Below are 17,689 nucleotides of genomic sequence, written 5' to 3'. Positions count from 1 at the left end.
CTCTTCTTCGGTGATGAAATTCCTCAAGGTCGCAAGACTAATCGCGAAGCCGGAGACATATTCCCGGAATATTATCTGCTCTGCGTGAACAACTTCGATAAGCTGGCGGTGAACAATCTGGATGAATGGATCGAGTTTCTCAAGACTGGCGAGATCAGCGAGGCAGCCCAGGCTCCAGGTTTGGCAGATGCCCGCAAATGCCTGGATATAGATAAGTTGACCGTAGCGGAAAAGAATGATTATGTCCGTCACATGGAGAATCTGCGCTATCAGCGCAGCGTTATCAAGACGGGTTATGATGATGGCTGGCAGGAAGGTCATGCCGATGGACGAGAAGAAGGAAGAGAAGAAGGATTAGCTGAAGGAAGAGCTGAAGGAAGAGCTGAAGGACGAGAAGAAGGACGAGAAGAAGGACGAGCTGAAGGACGAGAAGAAGGACGAGCTGAAGGATTAGCTGAAGGTGAAAACAAGGCTAATATTGCCACAGCCCAACGCCTTCTTGCTATGGGCTTATCTACAGATCAGGTATCAGCCGCCACCCAGTTGCCTTTAGAGCATATTGAGAAATTGAAAAGCTCATCAGACACCAAGTAAAGTTTGAAGGAGCGATATACAAAATCTCCCTATAAGCCAGGTGATAGACACCTGAACTTATAGGGAGATTCTTGTTTTATTTCTTCTCCTCTGGAACCAGGAACTTATCGCCACTCTGCTTTACAAGCTGCTTGGCAAACTTCTCTGGATAACCAGGACGAACTGGAGTAGCACCCAAACCGTATGGAGTCTTCTTGAAGGTACCATTCTTATCGGTTGGCTTGATGATCATATCATTGTACTTTACCACCATGAACTCGAAAAGCTGATTCCAGCGAGCCAACATCTGCTGAGCCTTCTCTACACTGTAGTCGTTGAGATACTTCACGGCTGCCTGTGGGTTCTGGGTATAAAGCTCCTGAGCCTTCTTCTCAACACCTGCCTGAGCAGCGAAATAGCTGTTGTCCAAGCTATCACGAACCTCCTTCAAGGTTGGGAACATCAGACTGTAACGAGGATAAACCATGTTGCTGGTCATGTTGCAAACCCAGTAAGCGTTCTTCTTGCTGAAATGCAAGGCATCAGCACCAGGAGTATTATAGCACTCAGGACGCTCGGTCATAGAGCAATATACTGGAGTGAACGCAGCCATATTGGCATCGTCGTTGGCAAACCAGAACACGCCACCAATCTCTCTTGGCAACCATGAACGCATCTGGCTCACGAATACGAAACCACTCTGCTGGGTGCTGACAGGACGCTCGTTGAAATACTGCTTGCCATCCACCTTGTACATCAATGGTGTAGGACGATAAGGCATCTCCCAGATACCACCGCCGATATCAGAACCATCGGCTACAGAAAGAGGAGTACCCTCGTAATGGTCGCGCATCACATTCTCTACATCCTGTACGCTCACCTTCTTGTTAGGAACCACCCAGAGAGGCATATCCTGCGCATCAGGATTCTTGCCGAGTGCCCAATCCAGATAAGGACTCATATCATAGAAGTGGTTCAGCATCGCCCAGGCACGGGCATCGCAGAAACGGCGACCAGAGAAATCAGGCTTTGCATAAGCCATCTTCCAGGAGAAATCAGCATCCTTGCCCTTGAACCACCCCTTGCTGCGGGCAAAAGAAACCACATCCTTGGCATACATCACATTCTTCTTGTCCTTCATGTTGAACTTGCCGATGCGGCTCTGGTTGGCATGCGCACAGACAGCATCATCCGGAATGCGGAGAGCTACCCATACAGCACCCTTGGAACCGGCACCCTTACCCATCATCTCCATGATCCAAGCCTCGTTAGGATCGCAGATGGTGAAGGTCTCACCGCCAGAGTTGTAACCGTAGGTATTGGCGAGGGTGGTCATCACCTTGATAGCCTCACGAGCCGTCTTACTGCGCTGGAGAGCTACATAGATGAGTGAACCATAGTCCATGATACCGGTAGAATCCACCATCTCCTCACGACCGCCATAGGTAGTCTCGCCGATGGTAACCTGCCACTCGTTGATGTTGCCGATTACGTTGTAGGTCTCGGCAGCTTCAGGAATCTCGCCATAATACTTATTGCTGTCCCAATCGAAAATCTTGCGCATCTCGCCCTTGGCATGCTTAGCCGCAGGATAATGGCAGAGGTACTGGAACATACCGTAATCGTCGGCACTGTAAGAACACATCACCGAACCATCTACTGATGCCTTCTTGCCCACGATGAAGTTGCTGCAGGCCTCAGCCTCAGAGACACTGCCCAACATAGCCACAGCCATCAGGGCTGAAGCAAAAATCTTATTCATAAAATATACCTTTATTTATATTAATCACAAGCCTTGAAGCTCATATCCAAACCCTTCACACTGTGTGTCAAGGCACCTACAGAGATAAAGTCAACACCCTGCTCAGCATAGTCGCGAATGGTATCGTAGGTGATACCGCCAGAAGACTCAGTCTCATACTTGCCAGCGATGATATCTACTGCCTTCTTGGTATCAGGCACAGAGAAGTTGTCGAGCATGATGCGGTTGACACCGCCGTGCTTCAATACCTGGTCGAGCTCATCGAAGCTGCGAACCTCGATTTCAATCTTCAGATCGAGACCCTTCTCCTTGAGATAAGCATGGCAACGGTCGATGGCGTTATCGATACCGCCAGCGAAATCGATGTGATTGTCCTTGAGGAGAATCATATCGAAGAGACCGATACGATGGTTCATACCACCACCAATCTTCACAGCCTGCTTCTCCAACATACGGAGACCTGGAGTAGTCTTACGGGTGTCGAGGATGTGAGTCTTGGTACCTTCAAGGCGCTTTACATACTTAGCGGTCATGGTAGCGATACCACTCATACGCTGCATGATGTTGAGCATGAGGCGCTCAGTCTGGAGCAGCGAACGGGTCTTGCCCTCTACGATCATAGCGATGTCGCCCTTCTTCACGTGGGTACCGTCCTGCAACAGAACCTCTACCTTCATGGTAGGATCGAAGCGTGCGAATACCTTCTTTGCCATTTCTACACCTGCCAAAACGCCATCTTCCTTGATGAGCAAATGGCTCTTACCCATGGCGTCCTCTGGAATGCAACACAAGGTTGTGTGGTCGCCATCACCGATATCCTCAGCAAATGCCAAGTCTATCAACTTGTCTTCTAATTGATCTACGCTTAACATATTATTAATGTTTATTGTTTAATGTTTATTGTTTAATCTTTTCCCGTTCCATAGAGCGCAGAGGATGCCTTCCTCATCACGCTCTACCCTGATTTCTCCGCCCAGCCATTCGGTCATAGGCAACTCCTCTCGGAACTCATAGTAGTTGACTACTCTACCCTCGGCAATCTCCACCACTGCCTGCTGCAGGATGGTGCCATCGGGAAGTACCACGGTATGAGCACCGCATCTTCTCAGCTCCTCCATCGCTATCTCGTCTTAAGAGGTTCAGCCTTCATCGGCTTCATTTCCTTGAGTGGTCTCAGCGGTTTGCCATCCGGCATTCTGATAGGATGAACCGGCTTTTGGGATGACATCTCGAAGGTCTGCTCTCCCGGTTTTTCACCTGATGAGGATGAAGAGGATGATGCACTATCCTTTCGGAGACTATCGGATGATACCGATGGAGAGCTTCCTGCCGGCGATGCCACAGGCTTCTGCGGATGCATGCGAATCAGCTTGATATGCTCCAGGAACATCAGCTTCAAGGTAGTCTGAGAAGAGACACCCGTGCCGTTATCGTCATTCATCAGCATGATGTATCCCTTCACGCTCTTGATGCCAAGTGAATCAGCATCAGAGAGTTCCACCGAATAATGCTGGGTACTCTGAATCATGATGGTACGCTGGGCAATACTGTCGTTACCAAACTGCACTGCGAGCATCGCAACACCATTGCGCATACCATCCTGGTAGATGAACTGCGCATCGAAATCGAGCATCAGGCGGTCGCCCTTATGGAAAGTAGAATCCACCTTGATATTGAAGCTGGTACTATTGAACGGCTTCACAGGCATGAACACCATCGATGTAGCGAGATTCCATACATTAGCCGTATCGCCGGTGGCGGAGAGATTAGCAAACTCTCCTCCCTCCTTGGCACTACCGCCCATGGCTGTAATCTCGTTGTTGTAACGGTCGGTCAGGTCCTTATACACATCCTCCAGCAGTTCGGTATGACGCATATAATAAACCATGGAAGAATCAAACTCGGCAGAGGTGACATCGTGTTTTCTGAGCACCGCCTCGCGATAAGCCAGGCTCTGTCCCTTGTCGCCGTTATCATCCATGTGTGCCATCGCCAGAGCCAGGTGATAATCATAAAGAATATCCGTCATCTTGCCCTTCGACAAGACGCCGCTAGGCAGGGAAGGCTTGCAGGATGAAACGCAGAAAAGCAATGCCATCACTGCCACAAGACAAATCATTAACTTCTTCATTCTCATACCTCCTTTCTATTTCTTATCTTCCTTATTAGCAGAAGTCTCCTTCTTCTCCCCTTCCTTTTTCTTATTACTTCCTCCGAGCTGTTCCAGTTCCTTGCGGCAGAAGAGCAGCATGGAGATGATACCCACGCTGACGCAGGCATCAGCAAAATTGAATACAGGATCGAAGAATGTTCCCTGCTGACCACCCCAGAAAGGTACCCACTCCGGCCAGGTATAGTCGAAGAACGGGAAGCGGAACATATCCACGACCTTACCCATGAAGAAAGGTGCATAGCCATCGCCGAACGGTACCATATAGGATACGTAATAAGGCGAGGATGCAGTGAACATCAGACCATAGAACATCGAATCGATCATATTGCCGATGGCACCCGTAAGTACCAGGGCTACGAGGATGATGTAGAGCAGACGATGCGTACCCCGCTTGATGATGCGATAGAGATAGACAATGAGAGCGACGATGGCTACAGAGCGCAGCAGACTGAGCCAGAACTTGCCGATAAACGACATGCCCCACGCCATTCCGTTGTTCTCAATGAAATCGATAAAAAACCAATCTGTAACACGAACAGACTCGCCAAGGCAAAAGTGGGTCTTGATGTACAGCTTAATCCATTGGTCGATGATAAGCAGCACAACCACCATTGCCGTGACGAGCCAGCCGATATGTAAATTCCTTTTTTTCTCCATTTATTATTTCTTTCTAGCCTCCTTGGAAGCTACACTCAATGTGGCATGAGGTACTGCACGCAAACGCTCCTTAGGAATCAACTCGCCCGTCTCGCGGTCGATGCCATAGGTCTTGTTCTGAATGCGGACCAGCGCAGCCTCCAGCCCCTTGATGAACTTCTGCTGGCGCTGAGCCATCTGGATGATTTCCTCCTTGCTCTGTGCCTCGCTGCCCTCCTCAAGAGCCTTGTAGGTTGGTGATGTATCTACCACATCATTACTATCTGAGTGGTTGAGCTGAGCCATACAGTCACGGTAGGTCTGCTTTGCCACCTTTAACTTCTCTTCAATGATAGCGCGGAACTCCTCGAGTTCTACATCGCTATAACGTGCTTTTTCGTTAGCCATAGACGTTGTTTTGTTATAAAAGTTATTATTAGACTAGAGTTTTAAGGAAAGAAGTTAGAAGCAAGTAGCTTCGGATAACTCCTGACTCCTAACTTCTAACTCCTAACTATTTAATTCTTCTCTACGAGAATGTTCAACTTAAAGTCATCAAACTCGGTCTCAACACCTGCGTTGTCACCGATTTCGATGCTGTCAGCCAGTACCTGACCCTTGATGTAGTCGCCGAATGACTCGATGGCGGCATTGGTCTCTTCATTGGAAGCCACAGTCACCTTGATGCGGTCGGTAATCTCCAGACCAGTCTCCTTGCGGAGGTTCTGGATACGGTTGATCAGCTCACGAGCCATACCCTCCTTCTTCAATTCAGGAGTCAACTCTACCTCAAGCGCTACGGTCAGATTGCCCTCGTTAGATACGAGCCATCCTGGGATATCCTCAGAGATAATCTCCACGTCGGCTACCTCTACTACGGCTTCCTGTCCGTCAATATTCAATGTGATGTTGCCTGCCTTCTCGAAGGCTGCAATCTGGTCCTGGTCGAGCGCTGACATCTGGGCAGCAACACCCTTCATCAGCTTGCCGAACTTCTTACCCATCACTCTGAAGTTACACTTCACCTTCTTCACGAGAATGCCCTGACCCTCAATGAAGTTAACCTCCTTCACGTTCACCTCGTTCTTCAACAGTCCAGCTACTGCCTCGATGTGTGCCTTCTGTACATCATCTACGGCAGGAATCATGATCTGCTGCAGTGGCTGGCGAACCTTGATGTTCACCTTGCGACGCAATGCCAATACCATGGAAGTAATCTTCTGGGCGATGGCCATACGCTCTTCCAGGTCGGCATCGATAGCAGCTTCATCAGCTACTGGGAACTTATCGAGGTGTACGCTCTCCAACTCGCCGCCCAAGTCGTGATACAACTCGTCTGCATAGAATGGAGCGAATGGTGCCAGCAGCTTAGCCACTGTCATCAAACAGGTATAGAGAGTCTGGTAAGCGCTGAGCTTATCCTCGCTCATCTCCTTACCCCAGAAACGTTTACGGTTCAGACGAACGTACCAGTTAGAGAGGTCATCGTTCACGAAAGCGTCGATGAGACGGCCTGCGCGGGTTGGATCGTAGCCAGCCAACTCTCTGTCAACGCCCTTGATGAGGGTATTGAGTGAAGAGAGAATCCAGCGGTCGATCTCTGGGCGCTTCTCGAATGGCACCTGAGCAGCCTCTGCATCGAAACCATCTACATTAGCGTAGAGGGCGAAGAAGCTGTAGGTATTATATAAGGTACCGAAGAACTTGCGACGGGTCTCATCTACACCGTTAGGGTCGAACTTGAGGTTGTCCCAAGGCTCGCTGTTGGTCATCATATAGAAACGAACAGGATCGGCACCATACTTATCGATCATCTCGAATGGGTTGGTTACGTTACCCACGTGCTTACTCATCTTGTTACCCTTGGCATCGAGAACGAGGCCAGAAGAGATTACGTTCTTGAAAGCTACGCTGTCGAATACCATGGTAGCGATGGCGTGCAGGGTGAAGAACCATCCACGGGTCTGATCCACGCCCTCATTGATGAAGTCGGCTGGATAGAACTTAGGAGGAATAGCATATCCCTCGTAGGTGCTGTGGATGAGTGCATCGCGGTCTGACTCTGTGCCACGTGCCATCTCACCCTCGAATGGGTAGTGGAGCTGAGCGTAAGGCATTGAGCCTGAATCGAACCAAACGTCGATGAGGTCGCTCTCGCGATACATTGGCTTGCCCTCCTCGTTAACCAATACAATCTTGTCAACGTATGGACGGTGGAGGTCAATCTTATCATAGTTCTCCTGACTGTAGTCGCCAGGAACGAAACCATTCTCCTTCAGTGGGTTGCTCTGCATGATACCGGCAGCCACAGACTTCTCGATTTCAGCATAGAGTTCCTCGAGGCTGCCGATGCACTTCTCGCCACGGTTCTCATCACGCCAGATAGGCAATGGAGTACCCCAGAAGCGGGAACGGGAAAGGTTCCAGTCGTTCAGGTTCTCGAGCCAGTTGCCGAAACGGCCTGTACCGGTGCTCTCAGGCTGCCAGTTGATGGTCTTGTTCAATTCTACCATGCGCTCCTTACGGGCAGTATCCTTGATAAACCAGCTATCCAATGGGTAGTAGAGGATAGGCTTGTCGGTACGCCAGCAGTGAGGATAGTTGTGCACATGCTTCTCGCTCTTGAAAGCCTTGCCCTCCTGCTTCAACTCGTAGCAGAGTACGATGTTCAGGTCTTCAGCCTTATCAGAAGCCTTCTTGTCCCAAACACCATCCACATTAAACTGTGGGTCGTAGGCATTCTTCACGTAGTCGCCTGCGTGATGAGCGTATGCCTCCTTGTTGACGCAAGCGTTCACGAAGTTGGCATCGAGGTCTTCGATGAGATAGAACTTACCCTGGAGGTCAACCATTGGGCGGGTCTCACCCTTCTTATTAATAAGGTAGAGGGCTGGGATATTGGCATCCTTAGCCACCTTGGCATCATCGGCACCGAATGTAGGAGCGATGTGCACGATACCTGTACCGTCATCGGTAGTAACATAGTCGCCGAGGATTACGCGGAAAGCCTCGCTATCCATCTCAACGAACTTATCGCGACCATCCTCAGAAGCGAATACCTTCTCAGGATGAGCTGCAGCATATTCTGTAACGAAAGCTGGAGCAAAAGCATCTACCTTCTCGCATGGCTTCACCCATGGCAGGAGCTGCTCGTAGTGCAAGCCTTCGAGATCGGTACCCTTCATGTGGTCGATAATGCGCCATGGGCACTGCTTCTTCTCCTTGTCGAATGGCAGGAGATCGCCCTCCTTGCACTCCTGGTCTGCCTTCAGATATGAACCTACCAGCGCCTCAGCCATCACGAGTGTCATAGGATCGCCATTGTAGAGGTTGTAGGTCTCGATAGCTACATAATCAATCTTAGGACCCACACAGAGAGCCACGTTTGATGGCAAAGTCCAAGGTGTAGTGGTCCATGCGATGAAGTATGGCTTGCCCCACTTGGTCCACTCAGCCTTAGGATCCTTGATGAGGAACTGGGCTGTGGTGGTGAGGTCCTTTACATCGCGATAGCAGCCAGGCTGGTTCAACTCGTGAGAGCTCAAACCTGTACCTGCGCCTGGAGAGTATGGCTGGATGGTGTAACCCTTGTAGAGCAGACCCTTGTTGTAGAGCTGCTTGAGGAGCCACCAGAGCGTCTCGATATACTTGTTGTCGTAAGTGATATAAGGATGATCGAGATCTACGAAGTAACCCATCTTCTCGGTCAACTCGCGCCACTCTGCGGTGAACTTCATCACGTTCTCGCGGCACTTGTGGTTGTAGTCCTCGGTAGAGATATACTTCTCAGAAGCCTTGTTGTCGATATCCTTCTTGGTGATGCCGAGTTCCTTCTCGACACCGAGTTCAACAGGGAGTCCGTGGGTATCCCATCCCGCCTTGCGGTGAACCTGGAAACCCTTCATGGTCTTGTATCTGTTGAATGTATCCTTGATACTACGTGCCAACACGTGGTGAATACCCGGGTGGCCATTAGCTGATGGAGGTCCCTCAAAGAAGATAAACTGAGGGCAGCCTTCACGCTCATCAATAGACTTGTGGAAGATATCATTTTTCTCCCACGCTGCTAGTACGTCATTGTTTGTCTGAGTCAAATTCAGACCATTGTGCTCGGCAAATTTCTTAGCCATATTATCTATTTAAATTTTATATTGTTTTTACTTTTGGGCGCAAAGTTACAAAAAAAATATGTTTTTCCCTAATAATGAGGTAACAAATTAATAATTTTTCTATTAAAAATCCCGATTTGAGCATCAAAATAGTATCGAATGCTCAAATCGGGAATCAATATTCTGTTAAGGCTGGCAGGAAAACTACAGATTTTCCGCCTCCTGCAGCCAGATGGTGGATGCGGCATCGCTAGGCATGCGCCAGTCGCCACGAGGACTGAGGCTCACGCTTCCCACCTTCGGGCCATCAGGCAGACAGCTTCGCTTGAACTGCTGGTTGAAGAAACGGCGAACAAATGTCTTGAGCCACTTCTTGATGGTCTCCTCATCGTAGGAATCCGGATCATTATCGCTGATCTTCACACGCTCCAGCTTGGTATCGATAAACGCCTTCTTAGCCAGTATGTAAATCTTGGACGGACGGAATCCGAAACGCAGGAAGTAATAGAGGAAGAAATCGTGCAGCTCGTATGGGCCCACCAGATCTTCTGTCTTCTGCTTGATGTTTCCGTTCTCATCGGCAGGAATCAGCTCCGGACTGATTGGTGTATCGATGATGTCGCGCAGGGTGATACGGCTCTGCTCATCCACCCCACTCTCGGCAACATGGTTCACGAGATGACGGATCAGGGTCTTAGGGATGCTGGCATTCACGCCATACATGCTCATGTGGTCGCCATTATAGGTAGCCCAGCCCAGAGCCAGCTCAGAAAGGTCGCCGGTGCCTATCACCATACCGCCCATTTTGTTGGCAAGATCCATCAGAATCTGCGTACGCTCGCGTGCCTGCGAATTCTCATAGGTTACATCATGCACGCTGGCATCATGACCGATATCCTCGAAATGCTGGGTCACAGCCTTGGCGATGCTGATTTCCCTGATGGTAATGCCCAGACTCTTCATCAGCGAGATGGCATTATTATATGTTCTATCGGTGGTTCCGAAACCTGGCATGGTAACGCCCACGATGCCTCGGCGGTCCATCTTCAGCTTATCGAATGCCTTCACGCAGACGAGCAGGGCAAGGGTGGAATCCAATCCGCCGCTGATACCCACTACCACCGTCTTGGCATGGGTATGTACGATGCGCTTGGCAAGCCCCATCAGCTGGATATTGAAAATCTCCTCGCAGGAGGCATTCATATCGCTGCTGGTAGGAATGAAAGGATGAGGATTCACCTCACGTTCCAATACGAACTCGCGTTCGTTCTCGGTAGGATCGGCATCGATGTTACGGATGTTGAACTGTCCGCCGAGAACCGAATATTTGATGTTACGCTGGGCGTTGACATAGGTGGAATTTGTGCGACGCTCTGAACGGAGTTTCTCCACATCAACCTGCGCAATAACCATCTGAGGTTCAAGAGAGAAACGCTCACCTTGTGCAAGTAAAGCTCCATTCTCATAAACCAGGGCATTTCCCCCATATACCACATCCTGCGTGCTCTCGCCAAAACCGCAGGAACTGTAGATGTAACCTGTCATGGTGCGGGCACTCTGCTGGCTCAGCAGACTTTTCAGATAGTTGTGCTTTCCGATGAGTTCATCGCTCGCTGAGAGGTTGAAGATGAGATCGGCACCAGCCAGTGCCAGCTTGTTGCTAGGAGGAGCCGGCGCCCATACATCCTCGCATATCTCTACGCCAAACTGCACGCCGTCGTAGGTGCGGAAAATCTGCACATCCGGAGTCAGCTTCACCTTGTGTCCGGCATAGCGGACCTCACAGTCGCGCAAATCCTGGGCAGAGGCAAACCAGCGCTTCTCATAGAACTCACTGTAGTTAGGGAGATAGGTCTTAGGCACGATGCCCAAGATCTGTCCGTGCTGGATCACGATACCGCAATTCAGCAGCAGATCGCCAGCCACTACCGGTGCGCCGACAATGGAGATGATGTCGAGTTTGCGGGTGAAATCGAGCAGCATCATCACCGCCTGCTCTGATGATTCCAGGAGCATCTGCTGGCGGAAAAGGTCCTGACAGGAATAGCCTGTAATAGACAATTCCGGGAAGGTAATGATCTCTACGCCCTTGCCTTCAGCCTGGGCTATCAGATCTTCTATCTGTTGGGTGTTGAAGATTACATCACCTACCTTGACGGCAGGGATGGCACTTGCCACCTTCATAAATCCGTACTTCATGTTACTTTGAACTTTGAGATTTGAACTTTGAACTTTATGATTACTTTTATCGGATTGTTACCTGTGTGGCACCATATCCATACTCCTGGAAAGAAGCATCCTGATAGGTGCAGTTCTTATAGCGATAATTCAACTCATGGATGAGTGCCTGGCGCAATACGCCCTCTCCCTTGCCGTGGATGAAGATAATCTTCTGACCCTTGTTCTTTTTGTTCTCCGCCATTGTCTTCTTGAAGATATCCATCTGATAATGAAGAATATCTGCAGAATTCATTCCAGCAGTTGTTTCGAGCACTTCATCCGCATGAAGATCAATGACGAGGGTACCATCATCCTTCTTGCTTTTCTTCTTGCTGGTGTTGGCAATCACCTTCTCGTCCTTGTACATCTGCTCCTTCAAGCGCTTGGAATCGATGACCAGCGGACGTGCCACCTCATCGTTCTCCACGATGGTGAAGAGATAGGCTGGAGTCTCGAAGAAATCATTCTCCTCGAAGAGATGGAGCTTGTAGAACTTCACCGGGTCGAGGCGGAACTGGACATCCGTAGCTGGCTTCAGCAGGAATGGCTTGTCCTTCTTGTAGGCAATCATCTGGATGGCGATGTGCTCCATCTCATTCAAAGCCTCACGACCGAATTCCTCGATGAAGAGCTTGGTGTTTGGCTCGATTTCACCCTCCGCCTTCAGGGTCCACGCATTGCCCTCGGCTACGAGATAGGTGTAGCGCAGATAGTAGTTGCTATCGTTCACCATATACGATTCGAAGCGGGTGTTGGTCACATCCTTGATATCGATAGGCACGAAGGCGAGGTAAGCGCTGAGCTTGTTGCCGCCCGTACGCTCCTGAATCTGCTTCACGAAGGTAATCTCGCGGTCGGCAGCATCATACTCCTCTACGTTCATATCCACATCATTCTCGTGCTCGTTCAGGATAGCCTTGATGCTTCTGCTGTCCTGATGCAGTTCGGTGTTGGCATGCTCTTCAGCCTTCTGCTTGGCATCCATCTTGGCAGAGATCATTTTGCCCATGGCATAGTCATCCTGCTCTACCACTACCACCTCGTTGATCGGCATCGGAATCTCGAAACCATCTTCATCCTCTACCAGCACGATATTCTTGCCCTGGAAGCCAGCCACCTTTCCGCCGCCCACTTCGCTCAGGAATCTTACTTTATCACCTTTCTTCATATTTCTATTTAATTTTTTATTTTTATCTAATCATCTATCTATCCTTAACTCAAAATCTATTTTTCCTCAAGCGGAAACACTCTTTCTGAAATGAGGATACACTTTGCAAAGGTACAAAAGATATTGCAGAATATGGATGTTTTTAATATTTTTAATGCAAGTAAGAAAATAATCTTGATGAAAAGCACCGGGTTTGGGATATTTTTTATATCTTTGCAAGTAGATTGCATATAGATTGCATATAGTTAGTGTATCACTCTTAAACAATGATTGATTATGATTACATTTCCATGCGCCAAGATTAACCTTGGCTTAAATATAGTAAGCAAGCGCGCTGATGGTTACCACAATCTGGAAACCGTATTCTACCCTATCCCCCTGACTGATGCCTTGGAGATCAAGCTGATGGGAGAAGAATTTCCCAGCGAAGTAGCGTGCGACCTGAAGATTACAGGCAATGCCGTGGATTGCGATGAACAGAAGAACCTGGTGGTGAAGGCATATAATATGCTGGCTGCCGACTTCAAGATTCCCCGCATTCATACGCATCTCGTCAAGCGAATCCCATCTCAGGCAGGAATGGGTGGCGGCTCTGCGGATGCTGCCTATATGATCCGTCTGCTCGATGAGCGTTTCCGCCTGAACATCGGTATTCCTGAGATGGAGCGATATGCTGCCAAATTGGGTGCCGACTGTGCCTACTTCATCAGTGCAGACCCGGAGAATGGAGATACTGCCTGCTATGCTGAGGGTATCGGCGATGTACTGATGCCGGCAAGCGGTCCTGGAGATAACATGAAGGGATATTACATTGTGGTGGTAAAGCGCGACGACATCGCTGTAAGCACCAAGGATGCCTATGCTGCCATCACTCCTAAGAAGCCTGCGAAATGCTGCCGCGACATCGTTCGCCAACCTATCGAGACCTGGAAGGATGAGCTTGTCAACGATTTCGAGGCGCCTATCTTTGCGATGCATCCAGAGTTAGCAGAAATCAAGCAGAAGCTCTATAATCTGGGGGCCGCATATGCAGCTATGAGCGGTAGCGGCAGTGCCATCTTCGGCATCTTCAAGCATAAGCCTGCCAATATCGAAGAGCAGTTCGAAGGAATGTTCTGCAAATTATTAAAACTGTAAAAGGAATATTCTGAAAAGGATTAATGCATTAAAAAAGGACCAGATTGCCCCACACGCCCTGAAAGGGCAGAAGCTCCTAGCCCAGGGCAACACCCTGGGTTAAACATATAAATAATCAAGGCGCCCTGTAAGGGCAAAAGCTTAAAACACGACACAATGAACGAAGAAACACATCAGAAACTGATGACTATCAAGCGAAGCTTTCGCTTGTTAATGAACGGTCCCGGTTCGCAATCCATGCGTGACAAGGGCTTGGGATATAAACTGAATTGGGGTGTACCCTTCTATGAATTGAAGAAGATGGCGCAGGAATACGGCAAGGATTACGACCTCGCCATCGAACTCTGGAAGGAGGATATCCGGGAGTGCAAGATTCTTGCTACCCTCATCATGCCTGCCGACAAGATGCTGGCTGAAATCACGGATATCTGGATGGAACAGGTACAGAGCCAGGAAATGGCTGAGATGCTTGCCTTCAATCTGCTGCAATATGTGGAATATGCGCCCGTGATTGCATATCAATGGATTGCAAGCAATAAACCGCTGTATGAGATTGCCGGATTCCAGCTTCTTGCCCGCCTCTTTGCGAATGGTAAGGAGCCTAACGATCGTGGAATCAATGAATTCCTGGATCAGGCTGCCGTGGCATTGCAGGGTGATAATATGGGAGTGAAGCATGCTGCCGCCAATGCCGTCATGCGCTTCTGCGATTTCGGAGAGGATTTCGAAAAGATTGCTAAGGGGGCACTCAAGGGTATCTTTGAGATATAATTTTATCTGCGTAGAATCATTCACCGGATCTCACGCGGAGTTTTTATTCATCGGATTATGCGGAGTTATCGGAAACATTCTTGCTTCTCGGATTACGCACGGATTAAACGGAAAGCGACCTATGCGGTCGAGGGAGCTGAAACCACATTTGATAGGGTCACGCAGATTTCGCAGATAACGCAGATTTTTTTGATAGACTCTTTTTATGTCCCACAGATTCCACTGATATACACAGATTTCACAGATATACACAGATTTTTGACCTAAAATCTGCGTCATCTGCGAAATCTGCGTGACTATACATCATGCAGCTCCGGTTCCTCGACCGAACAGGTCGCTTTCCGTCTAAATTCAGTGCGTAATCCGAAAAGCAAGAATGTTTCCGATAACTCTGCGTATTCCGATGAAAAATATCACATGACGAAAAATATCACATGATGAAGAATATCACATGAAATACTTCTGGTATTCGTTTTCGAAATTCGGAGTGAAAACACCCTTGCCGATGTTTTCCTTGATTTCTTCCTTACTCCAGAATCTGCCACCAGACAACTCTTCCTGGCTCGGCTTCACTTCACCATCATATACACAGCGATGCACATATACCAGTTCCTTTTCTCTCTGACTCTCAAAGACATAATGTCCTAAAGACTCCGGTTCGAAATCGGTGATACCCAGCTCTTCCCTCACTTCACGATGAAGCGCCAGGTTTACACTCTCGCCTAAATCCACATGTCCGCCACAGGCAGTATCCCACTTATCAGGCTGGATATCCTTCCATGACGGACGGTGCTGGAGATACAGTTCTCCCTTACTATTGAATACATGCAGATGAACCACAGGATGCAATATCTTGCATCCATCATGGGCATGCCCTCGGGTGATGGCACCCAGGATATTACCCATTTCATCTACTATCGGAAATTCCTCGTTCTTATTATCTGTCATTATCTATTATTATAACGTTATTTATTATTTATAACGTTCCGTACTCCTCAGAATAGCGGAGCATCTGGTCGGTATAACTCTCCTCATAATCGAGATTTACGTCGATAGGATTACCCTCCTCATCATAGACCAGCGTCATCTTTGGATTGATGAAACCCTTGTATGGAGCCAGGTTCAACTTCTTGTATCTCGCCAGAATCTCGCGATGCAAGTCTGGATCAATATTCACGGCATACTTCTCTACCAACTGGCGTGCTGCCTCGAAATCTCCCTCGCTCTTGATTCGCTGAATCTCTGCAAGGAGTTCTCCGAAAAGATGACGGAGCTTCCCGTAATCATTCACCTTCACATAGGTGCGGGTGGTTACGATATTTCCCTCAGCATCCTTCAGGGCATCCTCGGCAGAAGCATAGCTTACTTCTTCAGTAACCAGTTCCACGGATCCCTCGGCATGCTCCAGGGTCCACCAGGCTATGAGGGCACGATTTCTCATGTGCGCCTCCTCTATCTTGTCACCCTCCTTGATTCGGATAGTCTGGGTGAGCAAACCGTTCATCAGATAACTGTAATACTGCGCCTTGTAAGCTTCATCATTCGGAGTCAGTCCCAACTCAACCAACTTATGGTCAGCCACATAGTACAGACCGAAAAGATCGGCTCTCGCCTCCTCTATCGTGTTGCCATACGCCTTCAGGGCATCAGGATCGGTGCCAGGAAGAAGCTGACCGCTGCCGTGTCCCAGACACTCGTGAAGGTCGGTATGCAGGTCGTCAGTGATATCAGCATACTGGTTCATCAGCGCCACAGTCTCCTCATCGATGACAAACTCATCTCTGAATCCATTGCCCTGAGCCGCCTTGTTGTAGGCATCAGTCAGGTTGCCGATGGTAACGCTCTTCGAACCGTGCTCCTGACGGATCCAGTTGGCATTAGGCAGATTGATGCCGATAGCCGAAGCAGGATATTCCTCTCCGCCGAGCATCGCCGCACAGATTACGTTGGCAGTAACGCCCTTCACCTCCGGTTTGCGGAAACGTGGATCCACAGGCGAATGATCCTCAAACCACTGAGCATTCTTACTGATGGTCTGGGTTCGCTGGGTAGCCTCCAGGTCCTTGTATTCCACGATACCCTCCCAGGTACCTTTCAATCCCAATGGGTCGCCATATACCTCGATGAATCCGTTGATGAAATCCACCATACCTTCGTGCTGCTCTACCCAGGCGATACTGTATCGGTCGAAATCCTCAAGATTACCGGTGCGATAGAACTTCACGAGCAGGTCGATGACATGCTTCTGTCCCTCATTTTCAGCGAATTTCTGCGCCTTGAGCAACCAGGACACAATTTCCTTGATAGGCTCACTATAGAGTCCATCCTCCTTCCACACCAGCTCAATCATCTCGTTGTTGCGCTTGGTGAGCTTGGAGTTGAGTCCGTAAGATGGCGGTGTCGGATTAGAGGCATCCTTCAATCGGGCATAGAATCTCTCCACTTCCGCCTGAGTCACATTCTCATAGAAGTTGCAGGCAGAAGTCTTTACCAGATCTTCGCCATCGGTCTGGTTCACTCGTTTCGGCATCACCTCCGGATCGAAGATGACAGGTACGAGCTGAGCGAGGAGATCTTCCTTGCTCTCTCCTCTCTTGAGGGGCAACTCATCCTCAGAGATTTCCTCCATCAACTGATAGAAGAATTCCTCAGAGAATCCCGGCTTGAATTTCTCGCAGCCATAATGATGATGAATGCCGCTGGCAAACCATACGCGCTTCAGATATACTTCGAAAGCCTTGAATTCTTCGGAATCGCATACAGAAGAAGTTTCGATTTGAGTAGTAGAATCGCTTGCTGTCTCTGTGTTTTCGATAGCCTCTCCGATTATACCCTTGTAATGGCGATAGATTGCCTCCAGGGTTTTGCGAATGCGCAGGTTGTACTTTCCCTGCTGGTCGAACGTGATGTCACGTCCCATCAGGGTAGCCTTTGCCAGGCAGTAAATATACAATTTCTGATTGAGCGACAATGCATCGAATCCCTTCAGCTCGTAACGCAGCATCTGGATGTCGGCAAAGCGCTCGTGGGTGTTTACATTACAATTTGCCATGTTCTAAACCTTTATTTCTAGCGCAAAAGTACGACAATTATTTGGATTTTCAAACTTTTCTGCCAACTTTTCTTATTTTATTGAAAGA

13 protein-coding genes and 1 pseudogene are annotated in these 17,689 nt (G+C 49.0%); 3 read left to right on the top strand and 11 right to left on the bottom strand.

Features of this window, described 5'->3' with window-relative positions:
- Positions 1–594 (top strand): annotated as a pseudogene (locus DXD25_RS17170) (hypothetical protein); the annotation flags it as partial.
- Between the two features lie 76 nt (positions 595–670).
- Here DXD25_RS17170 and DXD25_RS09050 read toward each other — a convergent pair.
- The 9 genes from DXD25_RS09050 to DXD25_RS09010 all read right to left on the bottom strand — a co-directional run bounded on the left by DXD25_RS09050 (position 671) and on the right by DXD25_RS09010 (position 12,641).
- Complete coding sequence (locus DXD25_RS09050) at positions 671–2,335, bottom strand: dipeptidase (RefSeq protein ID WP_117663084.1); 1,665 nt, start codon at positions 2,333–2,335, stop codon at positions 671–673.
- A 20-nt stretch (positions 2,336–2,355) separates the two neighbouring features.
- Positions 2,356–3,207: a carboxylating nicotinate-nucleotide diphosphorylase gene (nadC, locus tag DXD25_RS09045; RefSeq protein WP_089543435.1), complete on the bottom strand. Its 852-nt coding sequence runs from the start codon at positions 3,205–3,207 to the stop codon at positions 2,356–2,358.
- Between the two features lie 18 nt (positions 3,208–3,225).
- Positions 3,226–3,453: a hypothetical protein gene (locus DXD25_RS09040; protein ID WP_117663082.1), complete on the bottom strand. Its 228-nt coding sequence runs from the start codon at positions 3,451–3,453 to the stop codon at positions 3,226–3,228.
- A gap of 2 nt (positions 3,454–3,455) precedes the next feature.
- Positions 3,456–4,466 (bottom strand): DUF4296 domain-containing protein, encoded by a 1,011-nt coding sequence (locus DXD25_RS09035; RefSeq protein WP_117663080.1) that lies wholly within the window; start codon positions 4,464–4,466, stop codon positions 3,456–3,458.
- 15 nt (positions 4,467–4,481) lie between these two features.
- On the bottom strand, positions 4,482–5,165 hold the full coding sequence (locus DXD25_RS09030; protein WP_117663078.1) for a lipoprotein signal peptidase: 684 nt from the start codon (positions 5,163–5,165) through the stop codon (positions 4,482–4,484).
- 3 nt (positions 5,166–5,168) lie between these two features.
- On the bottom strand, positions 5,169–5,552 hold the full coding sequence (locus DXD25_RS09025; RefSeq protein WP_089543439.1) for a molecular chaperone DnaK: 384 nt from the start codon (positions 5,550–5,552) through the stop codon (positions 5,169–5,171).
- Positions 5,553–5,662: 110 nt separating this feature from the next.
- Entirely contained in the window at positions 5,663–9,274 is a 3,612-nt protein-coding gene (gene ileS / locus DXD25_RS09020; protein ID WP_117663076.1) for an isoleucine--tRNA ligase, read from the bottom strand.
- A gap of 183 nt (positions 9,275–9,457) precedes the next feature.
- Positions 9,458–11,452 carry an NAD(+) synthase gene (locus tag DXD25_RS09015; protein WP_117663075.1) on the bottom strand — a complete coding sequence of 665 codons (1,995 nt, stop codon included), beginning with the start codon at positions 11,450–11,452 and terminating at the stop codon, positions 9,458–9,460.
- Positions 11,453–11,498: 46 nt separating this feature from the next.
- Positions 11,499–12,641, bottom strand: coding sequence for a DUF2027 domain-containing protein (locus DXD25_RS09010; RefSeq protein ID WP_117663073.1), 1,143 nt, complete (start codon positions 12,639–12,641; stop codon positions 11,499–11,501).
- A gap of 276 nt (positions 12,642–12,917) precedes the next feature.
- On the opposite strand from DXD25_RS09010, the gene ispE reads away from it, so the two are divergent.
- Together ispE and DXD25_RS09000 are read left to right on the top strand one after the other, a co-directional pair.
- Positions 12,918–13,778 (top strand): 4-(cytidine 5'-diphospho)-2-C-methyl-D-erythritol kinase, encoded by an 861-nt coding sequence (gene ispE / locus DXD25_RS09005; protein WP_117663071.1) that lies wholly within the window; start codon positions 12,918–12,920, stop codon positions 13,776–13,778.
- Positions 13,779–13,934: 156 nt separating this feature from the next.
- Entirely contained in the window at positions 13,935–14,549 is a 615-nt protein-coding gene (locus DXD25_RS09000; protein WP_117663069.1) for a DNA alkylation repair protein, read from the top strand.
- 447 nt (positions 14,550–14,996) lie between these two features.
- Here DXD25_RS09000 and DXD25_RS08995 read toward each other — a convergent pair whose 3' ends face one another.
- Both DXD25_RS08995 and DXD25_RS08990 read right to left on the bottom strand, forming a co-directional pair.
- Positions 14,997–15,497, bottom strand: a complete 501-nt coding sequence (locus DXD25_RS08995) for an NUDIX domain-containing protein (RefSeq protein ID WP_370453412.1) — start codon at positions 15,495–15,497, stop codon at positions 14,997–14,999.
- 28 nt (positions 15,498–15,525) lie between these two features.
- A complete protein-coding gene (locus DXD25_RS08990) occupies positions 15,526–17,601 on the bottom strand; it encodes a dihydrofolate reductase (RefSeq protein WP_117663065.1) in 2,076 nt (691 codons plus the stop codon).
- Between the last annotated feature and the right edge of the window lie 88 nt (positions 17,602–17,689).

Source organism: Prevotella sp. TF12-30, from assembly GCF_003436715.1.
Lineage (GTDB): Bacteria > Bacteroidota > Bacteroidia > Bacteroidales > Bacteroidaceae > Prevotella > Prevotella copri_A.
The sequence above is the reverse complement of the archived record's forward strand: the minus strand, read 5'-3'. Positions and strand labels throughout refer to the sequence as shown.

Bases quoted from the DNA above. Each gene is read 5' to 3' on its own strand.
- nadC (WP_089543435.1), bottom strand. From the start codon at position 3,207: ATGTTAAGCGTAGATCAATTAGAAGACAAGTTGATAGACTTGGCATTT.
- DXD25_RS09015 (WP_117663075.1), bottom strand. From the start codon at position 11,452: ATGAAGTACGGATTTATGAAGGTGGCAAGTGCCATCCCTGCCGTCAAG.
- DXD25_RS09010 (WP_117663073.1), bottom strand. From the start codon at position 12,641: ATGAAGAAAGGTGATAAAGTAAGATTCCTGAGCGAAGTGGGCGGCGGA.
- DXD25_RS08995 (WP_370453412.1), bottom strand. From the start codon at position 15,497: ATGACAGATAATAAGAACGAGGAATTTCCGATAGTAGATGAAATGGGT.
- DXD25_RS09030 (WP_117663078.1), bottom strand. From the start codon at position 5,165: ATGGAGAAAAAAAGGAATTTACATATCGGCTGGCTCGTCACGGCAATG.
- DXD25_RS09000 (WP_117663069.1), top strand. From the start codon at position 13,935: ATGAACGAAGAAACACATCAGAAACTGATGACTATCAAGCGAAGCTTT.
- DXD25_RS09050 (WP_117663084.1), bottom strand. From the start codon at position 2,335: ATGAATAAGATTTTTGCTTCAGCCCTGATGGCTGTGGCTATGTTGGGC.
- ileS (WP_117663076.1), bottom strand. From the start codon at position 9,274: ATGGCTAAGAAATTTGCCGAGCACAATGGTCTGAATTTGACTCAGACA.
- ispE (WP_117663071.1), top strand. From the start codon at position 12,918: ATGATTACATTTCCATGCGCCAAGATTAACCTTGGCTTAAATATAGTA.
- DXD25_RS08990 (WP_117663065.1), bottom strand. From the start codon at position 17,601: ATGGCAAATTGTAATGTAAACACCCACGAGCGCTTTGCCGACATCCAG.
- DXD25_RS09025 (WP_089543439.1), bottom strand. From the start codon at position 5,552: ATGGCTAACGAAAAAGCACGTTATAGCGATGTAGAACTCGAGGAGTTC.
- DXD25_RS09040 (WP_117663082.1), bottom strand. From the start codon at position 3,453: ATGGAGGAGCTGAGAAGATGCGGTGCTCATACCGTGGTACTTCCCGAT.
- DXD25_RS09035 (WP_117663080.1), bottom strand. From the start codon at position 4,466: ATGAAGAAGTTAATGATTTGTCTTGTGGCAGTGATGGCATTGCTTTTC.